This window comes from Duganella paludis (genome assembly GCF_054461335.1).
This window is the reverse complement of sequence record NZ_CM136922.1, coordinates 4,014,885-4,027,323: the sequence shown is the minus strand read 5'-3', so window position 1 is coordinate 4,027,323 and position 12,439 is coordinate 4,014,885. Positions and strand designations below refer to the sequence as shown.

Sequence of the window (12,439 nt, the reverse complement as noted above, 5' to 3'; positions counted from 1 at the left end):
AGACATACAGATGAAAAAACATACCAACACCTGGCTGGCGCTCGGCCTGGCCTCCATCGTCGCCACCGCTTCGGCGCAGGCGCCCAACCTGAAATCCGGCGCACTGACGCCGATGGGCGCGGAACGCGCGGCCAACAAGGACGGCACCATCCCCGCGTGGGACGGCAAGGCGGTCGACACCAAGCCCGGCGCCGACAACAAGCGTCCAGACCCGTACGCCGCTGAAAAGCCGCTGCTGTCGATCACCGCCGCCAACGTGGCGCAACACGCCGACAAGCTGAGCGACGGCACCAAGGCCTTGCTGGCGAAGGCGCCGGGCATGCGCATCGATGTTTATCCATCGCACCGCAGCGCGGTGTTCTCGCAGGCGATCTACGATGCCGTGGCCGCCAACGCTACGCGCGCCAAGCTGACCAACGGCGGCCTGACGGTGGAAGGCGCTTACGGCGGCATTCCTTTCCCGGTGCCGAAGAACGGTCATGAAGCGCTGTGGAACCACATGCTGAGCTATCGCGGCCAGCTGACCACCTTCACCGCCGACAAATACGTGATGACCGCCAACGGCGACCGCGTGCTGACCAACCGCCAGCGCACCAACCTGGCCTATCCCTACTACGATCCGAAAGGCAAGCCGGAAGGCTTCAGCGGCGAATGGGCGCGTGCGCGTCTGGACGTGACCGAGCCACCGGCCAACGCCGGACAGGCGCTGATGACCATCGACTATGTCGACAACTTCAGCAAGCCTAAGGATGGCTGGCAGTATGTGCCGGGCCAGCGTCGCGTGCGCAAGTCGCCGTCGCTGGTGTACGACACGCCGGATGCCTCGGCTGCGGGCCTGGCCAACTTCGACGATGTAAACCTGTTCATCGGTGCGCAGGATCGTTACGAGGTGAAGCTGATCGGCAAGAAGGAGATCTACATCCCGTACAACAACAACGGTTTGTTCCGCAAGCCGGTGAATGCGGTGATCGGCAAGGGCACGCTGAATGCGGACGCCGTGCGCTGGGAGCTGCATCGCGTGTGGGTGCTGGAAGCGTCGCTGGCCAAGGACAAGCGCAACGTGGCCGCCAAGCGTCGTCTGTATCTGGATGAAGATACCTGGCAGGCCGTGCTGGCCGATACCTGGGATGCGCAGGGCAAGCTGTGGAAGACCGGCCAGGCCTTCACCTTGCTGGCGGGCGATGAGCCTTCGGCGAGCACCCTGAGCTACACCTGGTACGACCTGCTGTCGGGCGGCTGGGTGTATGCGGCGGCGATCAACGAAACCGGCGGCGTGTCGTATCAGGACTACGACGCCAAGCAGCTGACCAAGTTCACCTCCAGCGCGCTGGCCAGCGGCGGCGTGCGTTGATATGAAGCCGTTCAGCATCCAACAGCGGCTGCTAGCAGCCGCCGGGCTGGCGGCTTGCACCGCCGGCTGTTGCGGCGCGGTCTACGCTGCCGCGCCAGCGCCGGCTGCGTCCGCGCTCCCGGCCGCCCTGCTGCGTCCCGCGCTGAAGGCGGCGCGGCCGGAGCAGGCCAATCTGATGGCCGTGGTCCGCGCAGGCAAACGCCTGGTCGCCGCCGGCGAGCGCGGCCTCATCATCTACTCCGACGACTCCGGCCAACACTGGACTCAAGCGCAGGTTCCCGTCAGCATCACGCTGACCGCCCTGCGCTTCGCCAATGAACACGACGGCTGGGCGGTCGGCAACATGGGCGCAGTCCTGCGCAGCACCGATGGCGGCGCCAGCTGGCAACGTGTGTTCGACGGCAAGCAAGCCGCCGCCCTCGCCGAGCAAGCGGCCCAAGCCGCATGGGACGCCGCCAAGCCCGATCCAAACGACGCCGATCACCCGCTCAATCTGCTGCTGGAAGATGCCCACCGCCTGGTGGACGAAGGCGCGGACAAGCCCTTCCTCGACCTGCGCCTGCAAGCCAACGGTTCGGTGCTGGTGGTCGGCGCCTACGGCCTGGCCTACACCACCACCGACGGCGGCAAGACCTGGCAAGCCCAGATGAAGAATCTGCCGAATCCAAACGGTGCCACCTACTACGGCATCGCCGAACGCCAGCAGGAGCAATACCTGTTCGGCGAACAAGGCGTGCTGTTGCGCGCTGGCGCGACCGCAACCGGCGCCTCGTCGGCGTCGGCAGTGCCGTCCGCGCCAGCCGCTCCGGCCCTCGCCGCCACCTTCACCGCGCAAGCCTCGCCCGCCAGCGGCAGTCTTTTTGGCGGCCTCACCACGCGGCAAGGCGCGCTGATGCTGTACGGCCTGCGCGGCAAGGTCTACCGCAGCGCCCAAGCCAGCGCGCCCTGGACCGAAGTGCAAACACCGGTCGACGCCTCGCTCATCACCGGGCTGCAACTGCCGGACAACACGGTGCTGCTGCTCGGCTCCGCCGGCCAGATCGTCGCCAGCCGCGACGACGGGCAAAGCTTTACCGCGCTGCCGCTGAAGAACCGCTTCCCGTTCACCGGCGCCACCGTCGCCCCGGACGGCACGCTCATCGTCACCGGCACGCGCGGCCTGCTGCGCCTGCCCGCCGCCAGCCTGAACGCCGAAGCGGGAAGCGCACCGCCAGCCAACAATCCCAAAGCAGCCAAGCCATGATCTCCTCGCATCAAAACCAAGCCCCCTTCGATCCCAACTCCGGCAACCGGCTGGAACGCTTCGTGTTCGGCTACCGCCGCGCACTGCTGGCGTTCTGCCTGCTGGTGACGGTGCTGCTCGGCTGGCAGGCCAGCCGCATCGTGCCCAACGCCAGCTTCGACGGCATGCTGCCGATGAACCACCCCTACCTGCAAAACTATCTTGCGGAGCGCAAGAAGCTGGTATCGCAAGCCAACAGCCTGCGCATCGTGGTCGAGCACAAGGGCAACGGCAGCATCCTCGACAAGGAATACCTCGATACCCTGCGTCACTTCAACGACGACGTATTCCTGCTGCCCGGCGTGGTGCGCGGCCAGCTCAAATCGCTGTGGACGCCATCGACCCGCTGGACCGCCGTCACCGAGCGCGGCTTCGAAGGCGGCACCGTCATCCCCGACGACTACGACGGCACGCCGGCCTCGCTGGCCCGCGTGCGCCTCAACATCGAACGCTCCGGCGAAGTCGGCCAACTGGTGGCGCGCGACTTCCAGTCCAGCGCCCTGATCGTGCCGCTGGCGGAACGCGACGAAAACGGTAAGGAACTCGACTACGCCGCCCTCTCGCAGGCGCTGGAAAAACTGCGCGCCAAATACCACTCCGACAGCATCGACATCCGCATCACCGGCTTCGCCAAAGTGGCCGGCGACCTGCTCGAAGGCCTGGTGCAAGTGCTGGCCTTCTTCGCGCTGGCCGCCGCCATCGTCACCGCCATCGTCTACTGGTACACCCGCTGCCTGCGCAGCACGCTGCTGGTGGTGACGTGCTCGCTGGTGGCCGTGGTCTGGCAACTTGGCCTGCTGCCCCTGCTCGGCTACGCGCTCGACCCGTATGCTGTGCTGGTGCCGTTCCTGGTGTTCGCCATCGGTATGAGCCACGGCGCGCAGAAGATGAACGGCATCATGCAGGACATCGGACGCGGCATGCATCGCCTGGTGGCCGCGCGCTTCACCTTCCGCCGCCTGTTCATGGCCGGCTTCACTGCGCTCGCCTGCGACGCCGTCGGCTTCGCCGTGCTGATGATGCTGGACATCCAGTCCATCCGCCGCCTTGCCATCACCGCCAGCCTTGGCGTGGCGATCCTGGTCATCACCAACCTGATCCTGCTGCCGGTGCTGCTCAGCTACACCGGCGTCAGCGTCAAGGCGGCCAAGCGCGCCGCGCTCGCTGACAACGAAGCCGACGAACGCCGCACACTGTGGACCTGGCTGTGCAAATTCACCGAACCGCGCTGGGCGCTCGGCACCATCGTGATCGCCGTCCTGCTGGGCGCATACGGCCTGCACGCCAGCCGCTCGTTGCAGGTGGGCGACCTGGATGCCGGCGCACCGGAATTGCGGCCGCAATCGCGCTACAACCTCGACAACAGCTATCTCACCCAGCACTACAGCACCAGCAGCGACGTGCTGGTGGTGATGGTGCGCACGCCGGTGCAAGGCGCCATGAAGCTGCCGGTGCTGGAACGCGTGGACGACCTGGAATGGCGGCTGCGGCAGGTGGAAGGCGTGGAAACCACGCAATCGGTCGCTTCGCTGGCGCGGCAAACGGCGGTTGGCATGAACGAAGGCAATCCGCGCTGGTACGAACTACAACCGAACCAGGCCGCGCTCAACACCGCCAGCTCGCGTGCCCCGCGCAGCCTGGTCAACTCGGACTTTTCGCTGCTGCAGTTGCAGGTCTATCTGACCGACCACAAGGCCGCCACCCTGCGCCGCGTGGCCGCCGAAGTAGAAGCCTTCGCCAGCGAGAACAATAGCGACGACGCACAGTTCCTGCTGGCCGCCGGCAATGCCGGTTTCGAAGCGGCCACCAACGCCGTGGTCGAGAAAGCCAATCACGAAATGCTGTTGCTGGTGTATGCGGCCGTGCTGATCCTGGCCTACGTGACTTTCCGCTCCTGGCGCGCGGTGGCCTGCGCCATCCTCCCGCTGATGCTGACCTCGGTGCTGGCGGAAGCCCTGATGGTGTGGCTGAACATCGGCCTGAAAGTGGCGACGCTGCCGGTGGTGGCGCTGGGCGTGGGCATCGGCATCGACTACGCGCTGTATGTGCTCAGTATCATGCTGCAGCAGATGCGCATGGGCTTGTCGCTGGCGCAGGCTTATCACCGCGCGCTGCTTTTCACCGGCCGCGTGGTGATGCTGACCGGCGTGACGCTGGCGCTCGGCGTGGCGACGTGGGCGCTGTCGCCGATCAAGTTCCAAGCAGATATGGGTGTGTTGCTGGCGTTCATGTTCATCGTGAATATGATCGGCGCGCTGGTATTGCTGCCGGCGCTGGCGCACTTCCTGCTCAAGCCGTCGGCGCAAGTGCCGGCGGCGCAGAAGCTGCCGGAAGCCGAGCTGAAACGCGCCTCCTGATCATGACGCTCGTACCACGGCTGCGCCTGTACGTGGAACACCAGCTGGACGAAAGCTGGTTCGTCCACGTCGGCCACGTCGCCAATCGCGGCCGCTGGCGCATCGAGCCGCACACGCATCCGGAATATGGGCAGCTGATTTTCGTGCGCGAAGGGCGCGGCGTGATCGAACTGGAAGGCACCCAGGTGCCGTTCGCCGGTCCCTGCGCCCTGCTGCTGCCGACCGACTGCGTGCATGGCCTCGACTACGAGGTCGACCTGGACCGCTGGGTGGTCACCATTGAAGTCAGTTACCTGGCGCAGATCAATCGCAAGCTGCCGGAGTTCACGCAGCTGTGGTCGGGCTCACGCATCATTCCCCTGTCGTACACACCGGAAGTGGAACGCGAGTCGTATCAGCTGATACGCCGGTTGGAGCAGGAAATGCTGGCCGGCGCGGTGGCCCGTTCGGCGGCGCTGGAGGCGTTGCTGACCTTGCTGCTGATTACGCTGATCCGCGCCGTGCCCAACGGGCAGCTGGAACATGAGGGCGCAAATCCGGTCTCTGTGCGCCAAGCGGAGCGTTTCCGCGATCTGGTCAATCAACACTATGGGAAGAATTTACGGCTGCAGGAATATGCGTCGATGATGGCGGTATCGGTATCGCAGTTGCGCTCGGTGTGTTCCTCCGCGCTGGGCCAGAGCCCGACCAAGCTGATTCACTCGCGCATCGTGACCGAGGCCAAGCGCAGCCTGATCTTCAGCGACCTGCCGGTGGAGCAGATCGCCTTCCGGCTGGGCTTCGACGACGCGGCGTATTTCACCCGCTTCTTCCGCCGCGAAGTCGGGCAAACGCCCAGCCAGTTTCGGACTACCGCAAAGAATTAATTTGACGGCAGGTACAGCGGCATCGAGTCTTCCCATTTGCTGTCGGTGAGCAGGCGCTTGTTGCTGCCGTCGGCGTTCATCACGTAGATCTGGCCGTATTGCTGGAAGGTTTGCTCGTACAGCGCCGCTTCGTCGCGGAAGCCGTGCTGCGAGCCGCTCCACATGATGCGGCCATCGGCCGACCATACCGCATGGCCATCGCTCGACTCATGATCGGTGGCGCGGAACAAGTCGCTTCCGTCCGGACGGATGGTGTAGACGTCGTAGTTGCCATCCTCACGCCGGCGGGTGAACACGATGCGCTTGCCATCCGGCGACCAGCCCGGCAGATTGTCGATGCCTTCGGTCAGCACGCGGATCTGACGCGTTTCCAGGTTGAGGATGCGCAGGCCCTTTTCCTTCTCGCTCCACACGCGGTACACCAGTTCCTTGCCATCCGCCGAGTAGCTCGGGAAGCCCGAGTGCAGCGTGCCGTCCGTCAACTGCTCGGCGCCGCTGCCATCGCGACGCACGCGCCACAGTGCGGCGGTCATGGTGTTGCGCTCGGCGAACCAGTAGCCAAGGCCGAAGGCGATCCATTCGCCATCCGGCGACCAGCCTGGCTGGAAGGCGCCGGCCAGGCCCATGCGCACCTTGGTTTCATCCAGGCCGCGACCGCTCGATTCGAATACCTTGCGCTTTTCCGAGCCATCCGGACGCATGACCCAGATCGAGCTGTTGCCGGTCTGCTTGGCGGTGTAGACGATCCAGCCGTCGCGCGACATCAGCGGGTAGACGTCGGTGTGGAGGTAGTCATATTCCGGGTCCCAGCTGAACAGCGGCTTGAGCACCGGACGCACCGGCTTGAACGATACTTTTTCGTAGATGACCGACTTGCCGTCCGCCGTCCAGCTCGGCGAGCGGATGAAGGCTTGCTTGACCGGCGCGCGGCCCGAGGTGTAGGCCAGGCCTTCATTCGGGCCATACTTGATCAGGTAGCCGATTTCCGTCGCGCCGAGGTACTGCGGTTGCAACTTGAGGTCGGTGCCGGTGGTGTGCTCGGTGCGGTCCTTGCCGGTCGCCACGTCCACCGAGACGATCTGCGAATAGGCCTTGCCGATGTAGTTGGGACGGCGCGCCCCCCAGGTCGCTTCCACCGTCATTTCATAGAACACGATGCGCTTGCCGTCGGGCGACCATTGCGGCGAGCCGAGGCAGTAGCCCTGCTTGGAGACGACCTTGCGGAAGCCCGTGCCGTCCGGACGGATGATGTAGATGCTCAGTTCCTGCGTGTGCTCCCAGCCTTGGCCGTGGTCGTGGCCGGTCCATTCGGTATCGCGGTCGCTGGAGAAGGCGATCCATTTGCCGTCCGGCGACCAGGTCGGGCGGAAGTAGCAATCCGGCTTGCCGTCCTTGCCTTTGAGCTTGCCGAGGCCGGTGATCTGCTTGCTCTTGCCGGTGGCCATGTCGCGCACCCAGATGTTGGCGCGGTAGCCGTTGGCGGTGGAGACGTAGGCCAGGGTTTTGCCGTCCGGCGACAGCACGGCGGCGTCCTCCATAGAATCGCTGTTGACCAGCGCCTCGATGCCGCTGCCGTCGGCACGGGCGCGGTAGATGTCGGATTGGCCATCGGCGCGGCGCTCGGAGGTGAACGTGATCCAGCCCTTGTTCAGCGTGGCGTTGTAATCGAAGGCGCCGGCCTCGCCCAGCAGCTTGCGTTCCGAGCTGCCGTCCAGGTTGGCGATATAGAGTTCCGATACCGAAGGGGCGATGCGGTTCATCAGCATCACGCCTTTCTTCTTCACTTCCGCCGCCCGGGCAATGGCGGCCAGCGGCAACTGCGCCGCCACGGCCGCCGTACCGAACAAGCGAAGGACTTTTCTGCGATCCATGTGTGCTCCTGATATTGTTATGTGGTCGGTCACATTTGCCGACCATGCCAGACAGTATGGTGGGCGCAATCCCCCCTGTCCTTAAACAAAAGTGAACTTCGCTGGTACTTTTTGCTTGCCGCAGGCGATAAAAGTGCCGGTGAATGTCATTTTTGTACAGAGACGACCGCCCGGCCATCCACTATTCTCGGCGCATGAGACATCCATCCTATAAAGGCATCGGCATTGCACGACGCCTGCACCTGGTCTGCGGCGGGCTGTCGCTGGCGTTTGCCGGCGTTGCCGTGTTCGCGTATTTCAACCTGACCCACGTCACCCAGTTGGCGCAGCAGACCGAAAGCTTGCGGGTGCCGCAGTTGCAGCGCGTGTCGACCACCGAGCTGGAGGTGACGCGTGTGCTGCTGTTGCTGCGCCAGTCCATCCTGGCGCGCAACGAGAAAGAGCTCAAGCGCCAGCTCGACGGCATCGGCGACAAGCGCCAGCAGATCAGTGCCACCATGCAAGCCTACCAGCAAAGCCTGCTCAACGACGAGGAACGCGCGCGCTTCGCCAAGGTGCCGGCCTTGCTCGATACCTTCTGGGCCGTTGCCGCCGAAGATACCCGGTTGATCCTGGCCGGCCAGAAGGAGGATGCGCTGGCCTTCCTGATCGACAAGACCGTACCGGCCCGCACCGAGCTGCTGGCGGCCCTGCGCGGCGCCGTCAAGTCGCAGGAAGGCGCGCTGCGCGACGAGCTGAGCGAGGTGGTGGCCGAGGCGCAGCGCACCTTGACCGTGCTGGTGGTGCTGGCTGGCGTATCGATCGCCGGGCTGGGCTTGCTGTCGTGGTATGTCACTACCGCGCTCAGGCGCCGCGTGGCGATCTCGTGCGCCGTGGCCGAACGCGTGCGCGACGGTGATCTGTCCGTTGTCGTGCACGACACCGCGCACGATGAGTTTTCGCCGTTGCTGGCCGCGCTCAACGACATGCAGGGTGCGTTGACGAAAGTGGTGTCGAACGTGCGCAGCAATTCGGTAAGCGTGGCGACCGCCAGCGCCGATATCGCCAACGGCAGCCAGGCGCTGAGCCTGCGCACCGAGGAACAAGCAAGCGCCCTGCAGCAAACCGCCGCCACCATGGAGCAACTGGGCGCGACGGTGCGCACCAATGCCGACAGCGCGGTGCAGGCCAAGCAGCTTGCGCTGGGCGCCTCGGCCGTGGCGGCGCGCGGCGGCGCGGTGGTTGCGCAAGTCGTCGAGACCATGAAGGGCATACAGGATAGCGCGGCGCGCATCGCCGAGATCATCGGCGTCATCGATGGCATCGCCTTCCAGACCAACATCCTGGCGCTGAACGCGGCGGTGGAAGCAGCGCGCGCCGGCGAACAGGGACGCGGCTTTGCCGTGGTCGCGTCCGAAGTGCGCAACCTGGCCCAGCGCAGCGCCACGGCGGCGCACGAGATCAAGAGCCTGATCGGCGCCAGCGTGGCGCAGTCCGAACAAGGCAGCGCGCTGGTGAGCGCGGCCGGCGCCACCATGGACGAGATCGTCGCCGCCATCGGCCGCGTAACGGCCATTGTGGCCGACATCAGTTCGGCCAGCGCCGAGCAAAGCAGCAGCGTCGGCCAGATCGGTCAGGCGGTGGCGCAGATGGACCGCGTGACCCAGCAGAACGCGGTGCTGGTCGATGAAAGCGCGGAAGCCGCCGCCAGCCTGAAAGGCCAGGCCGCGCGGCTGGTGATGGCGGTGACAGTGTTCAAGCAAGGGGCGGAGATTCTGTGAGACGCTACCTGGCCGCACGCTTTCTGGGCGTGATGGGCAATAACATCATCGCCGTGGCGCTGGGCTGGCAAATCTACGACCTGACCGGCAGCGCCTGGTACCTGGGACTGGTGGGGCTGGTGCAATTCATACCGGCGCTGCTGCTGACGGTGCCGGCCGGGCTGCTGGTCGATTCGGTCGACCGCCGCGTGGTGTTTGCCATCAGCCTGGCCCTGCAGTTCGCCGCCTCGGCGGTGCTGGCCTGGGGCAGTCACGCTGGCTGGGCCGGGCCACAGGCGATTCTCGCCGTGTGCGTGCTGATCGGCGTGGCGCGCTCGCTGCAACTGCCGGCGCAGCAAGCCTTGATACCGGCACTGGTGCCGGCTGCGGGCTTGCCGCATGCGCTGGCGGTGAACGCCACGATCAACAAGCTGGCGATGGTGAGCGGCCCGGCGCTCGGCGGTTTCCTGTACACGGGCGGGCCGGTGCTGGTGTACGGCGTGTGCGCTGCGGCCTTCCTCGCCGGCGCCGTGCTGGCGCTGATGATTACCGCGCCGGCCGTGGTCCGCGCGCGCGAAGCCGTCACTTGGGGGGCGATGTTTGCCGGCATCGGCTTCATCCGCAACAGCCCGGTGCTACTAGGTGCCATGTCGCTCGACATGTTCGCCACCTTGCTCGGCGGCGGCATGCCGTTGCTGCCGATGGTGGCCAAGGATATCCTGCATACCGGGCCATGGGGCTTGGGCCTGCTGCGGGCGGCGCCGGCGGTCGGCGGCCTGGTCATGACGGCGCTGATGACGCGCTGGCCGCTGCAGCACCACATCGGCAGGCGCATGTTCGGCGCGGTATTCGCCTATGGGCTGATAACCATCGGCTTTGCCTTCTGCACCACCTTGCTGACGGCCTTGCTGGTGTTGGCGTTGATGGGCGCGGCCGACATCGTCAGCACGGTGTTGCGCCATTCGGTGGTGCAGATCGATACCGAGGACTCCTTGCGCGGACGGGTGGGCGCGGTGCACGCCACCAGCATCGCCGCCAGCAACCAGCTGGGCCAGTTCCGCGCCGGTGCAGCGGCGGAGTGGCTGGGACCGGCCGGCGCGCTGCTGGCCGGCGGCGTGGCGACGGTGCTGATAGCCGCATGGTGGGCGCGGCTGTTTCCCGATCTGCTGCACCGTGACCGGCTGATCGGTTCTACAATCCCTGTTCACCCTGGAGCGAAACAATGAAGCATTTACTGGTGGCTGTTCTCATGATCTTGACCGCAGGAGTGGCGCGGGCGGATTGGGTGTATGTGGGCTCGCAGGGCAACCAGCTCCATGCGCTGAGTTTTGATGCGGACAGCGGCAAGCTGGCCGTTATCGGCCCTGCGGCGGAAGGACTGCGGCCGACGTGGACCGTCGCACATCCACGCTTGCCGGTGCTGTATGCGGTGGATGATCAGCCTGGCAAGGAAGGAGCGATCACCGCGTTTGCCATCAACCGCGCGACTGGCGCGCTGAGCAAATTGAACGACGCGCCCAGCGGCGGCGCGGGCGCAACCTATCTGTGGTTGGATGCGCCATCGAATACGCTGTTGGTAGCTAACTTTGGCGGCGGCTCGGCGTCGAGTATCGCGCTGCGCGCGGATGGCGGCCTGGGTGCGCTGGTGTCCACCATCAAGGCCACTGGCTCAGGGCCACATCGTCGGCAAACCAGTCCGCATGCACACAGCGCGGCGGTCGATCCATCGGGCCGCTATGCGCTGGTGCCGGATCTTGGCGCCGACCGCGTATTCGTTTACCCGCTGGACCGCGCCGCGCACACGCTTTCTCCAGACGAGGCTGGCCGCTCATACATTGCGCCACCGGGCAGCGGGCCGCGCCATCTGGTCTTTAGCGCCGATGGCCGCTTTGTCTGGCTGCTCAACGAGTTGACGGCCGAGGTGACCACGCTGCGCTGGAACGCGCAGCAAGGTCGCCTGACGCCGGTACAAACGCTGCAGACCAGCAGCGCGGAATTTACTGGCGCGCGCAGCGGCGCGGAGATCGTCCTCAGCCCTGACGGCCGTTTCATCTACGTGGAGGATCGCGGCGAGCGCAGCCTGGTGGTCTATCGCGTCAACGCCGCCAGCGGCGAGCTGACCTTCGTGCAGCGCATCGCCTCGGGCGGTGAGGTGCCGTGGAGCATGGCGATCCACGCTTCCGGCAAATGGCTGCTGGTGGCGCACCAGCGCAGCAACAGCGTCAACGTGTTCAGCGTCGATCGCGCCAGCGGCCTGCTGGCGAACACCGGCGAGTCGGCTGCGGCGCCGGCGGCGGTCAGCCTGACGTTTGTATCCCGCGAAGAATAAGGTCTATCCCCGCCAGGAAATCGGCGCGGTCGTCATGCTCGCGCAAGACCACCGCCATGCTGCGCGTGAACGGATACTCGGCCTCATCAAGCTGCGACCAGGCGCTGGCAACTTCCGCCAGGATCGCGCTGCGGTCGCCACCAAGCGCGCGGCCCAGTTGCGCATTGGCCGCGTTCTGCCCGCTCACGCCAAGAATGTAGCTCAGCAGCGCGGACGCTGTCGCAAACTGCGCTGCCTGCGGCACGCCCATCGCGCAGACCTGCCTGCCCAACGCTTCCAACAGGCGCATCATCGGCTGCTGCCACGGCCCGCGCGTGAGCGCCGAACCTACCCATGGATGTTCATCGATGGCGTCGAACATGCCGAGCGCCAGTGCCCGGATGGCGTCCTGCGGCAGTGCCGCCTGCGCCGCAGGCATGCCCAACGTGCGAGCGACGATCGCATCACATGCGGCGGTCATCAAATCGCTCTTGTTGGCGACGTGCCAGTAGATAGCGCCAGCGCCCGTCGCCAGACGCTCGGCCAGGGCGCGGAACGTCAAACCACTCTCGCCGCTGCAGTCCAACAACGCAATCGACTCTTCAATAATGCGCTCGCGGGACAGGCCCTCTTCACGGCGCGGTGTGTTTTTCATCATGGCCGCT

General features: G+C 65.7%; 9 protein-coding genes. 7 read left to right on the top strand and 2 right to left on the bottom strand.

Translation table 11 applies throughout. The annotated features are described in order from the left end of the window. Positions 1-10 precede the first annotated feature (10 nt). Genes ACXZ1M_RS17800 through ACXZ1M_RS17785 form a run of 4 tightly spaced genes read left to right on the top strand, consistent with a single transcriptional unit; the run spans position 11 to position 5,856 of the window. Positions 11-1,351, top strand: coding sequence for a DUF1329 domain-containing protein (locus ACXZ1M_RS17800; RefSeq protein ID WP_459048975.1), 1,341 nt, complete (start codon positions 11-13; stop codon positions 1,349-1,351). Between the two features lies 1 nt (position 1,352). Further along, the gene (locus ACXZ1M_RS17795) at positions 1,353-2,594 is read left to right on the top strand and encodes a WD40/YVTN/BNR-like repeat-containing protein (protein ID WP_459048974.1); all 1,242 of its coding nucleotides are present in this window, start codon (positions 1,353-1,355) and stop codon (positions 2,592-2,594) included. Next, positions 2,591-4,990, top strand: a complete 2,400-nt coding sequence (locus tag ACXZ1M_RS17790) for an efflux RND transporter permease subunit (protein ID WP_459048973.1) — start codon at positions 2,591-2,593, stop codon at positions 4,988-4,990. The genes ACXZ1M_RS17795 and ACXZ1M_RS17790 overlap by 4 nt, the downstream gene beginning before the upstream one ends. 2 nt (positions 4,991-4,992) lie before the next feature. After that, positions 4,993-5,856, top strand: a complete 864-nt coding sequence (locus ACXZ1M_RS17785) for a helix-turn-helix domain-containing protein (RefSeq protein ID WP_459048972.1) — start codon at positions 4,993-4,995, stop codon at positions 5,854-5,856. On the opposite strand, the gene ACXZ1M_RS17780 is transcribed toward ACXZ1M_RS17785, so the two are convergent. Further along, entirely contained in the window at positions 5,853-7,727 is a 1,875-nt protein-coding gene (locus ACXZ1M_RS17780; RefSeq protein ID WP_459048971.1) for a TolB family protein, read from the bottom strand. The two genes, ACXZ1M_RS17785 and ACXZ1M_RS17780, sit on opposite strands and share 4 nt — an antisense overlap. A 194-nt stretch (positions 7,728-7,921) precedes the next feature. On the opposite strand from ACXZ1M_RS17780, the gene ACXZ1M_RS17775 reads away from it, so the two are divergent. The 3 genes from ACXZ1M_RS17775 to ACXZ1M_RS17765 are packed head-to-tail and all read left to right on the top strand — an operon-like array spanning position 7,922 to position 11,795. Further along, positions 7,922-9,487 (top strand): methyl-accepting chemotaxis protein, encoded by a 1,566-nt coding sequence (locus ACXZ1M_RS17775; RefSeq protein ID WP_459048970.1) that lies wholly within the window; start codon positions 7,922-7,924, stop codon positions 9,485-9,487. Continuing rightward, the gene (locus tag ACXZ1M_RS17770) at positions 9,484-10,692 is read left to right on the top strand and encodes an MFS transporter (RefSeq protein ID WP_459048969.1); all 1,209 of its coding nucleotides are present in this window, start codon (positions 9,484-9,486) and stop codon (positions 10,690-10,692) included. Before ACXZ1M_RS17775 ends, ACXZ1M_RS17770 begins: the two co-directional genes overlap by 4 nt. Then, positions 10,689-11,795, top strand: coding sequence for a lactonase family protein (locus tag ACXZ1M_RS17765; RefSeq protein ID WP_459048968.1), 1,107 nt, complete (start codon positions 10,689-10,691; stop codon positions 11,793-11,795). Before ACXZ1M_RS17770 ends, ACXZ1M_RS17765 begins: the two co-directional genes overlap by 4 nt. Here ACXZ1M_RS17765 and ACXZ1M_RS17760 read toward each other — a convergent pair. Next, on the bottom strand, positions 11,764-12,429 hold the full coding sequence (locus tag ACXZ1M_RS17760; protein ID WP_459054039.1) for a TetR/AcrR family transcriptional regulator: 666 nt from the start codon (positions 12,427-12,429) through the stop codon (positions 11,764-11,766). The genes ACXZ1M_RS17765 and ACXZ1M_RS17760 overlap by 32 nt on opposite strands. Between the last annotated feature and the right edge of the window lie 10 nt (positions 12,430-12,439).

What these genes read in the sequence shown, in the direction of transcription:
- ACXZ1M_RS17780 (WP_459048971.1), bottom strand. Translation starts at nt 7,727, where the DNA reads ATGGATCGCAGAAAAGTCCTTCGCTTGTTCGGTACGGCGGCCGTGGCG.
- ACXZ1M_RS17775 (WP_459048970.1), top strand. Translation starts at nt 7,922, where the DNA reads ATGAGACATCCATCCTATAAAGGCATCGGCATTGCACGACGCCTGCAC.
- ACXZ1M_RS17795 (WP_459048974.1), top strand. Translation starts at nt 1,353, where the DNA reads ATGAAGCCGTTCAGCATCCAACAGCGGCTGCTAGCAGCCGCCGGGCTG.
- ACXZ1M_RS17800 (WP_459048975.1), top strand. Translation starts at nt 11, where the DNA reads ATGAAAAAACATACCAACACCTGGCTGGCGCTCGGCCTGGCCTCCATC.
- ACXZ1M_RS17790 (WP_459048973.1), top strand. Translation starts at nt 2,591, where the DNA reads ATGATCTCCTCGCATCAAAACCAAGCCCCCTTCGATCCCAACTCCGGC.
- ACXZ1M_RS17785 (WP_459048972.1), top strand. Translation starts at nt 4,993, where the DNA reads ATGACGCTCGTACCACGGCTGCGCCTGTACGTGGAACACCAGCTGGAC.
- ACXZ1M_RS17765 (WP_459048968.1), top strand. Translation starts at nt 10,689, where the DNA reads ATGAAGCATTTACTGGTGGCTGTTCTCATGATCTTGACCGCAGGAGTG.
- ACXZ1M_RS17760 (WP_459054039.1), bottom strand. Translation starts at nt 12,429, where the DNA reads ATGAAAAACACACCGCGCCGTGAAGAGGGCCTGTCCCGCGAGCGCATT.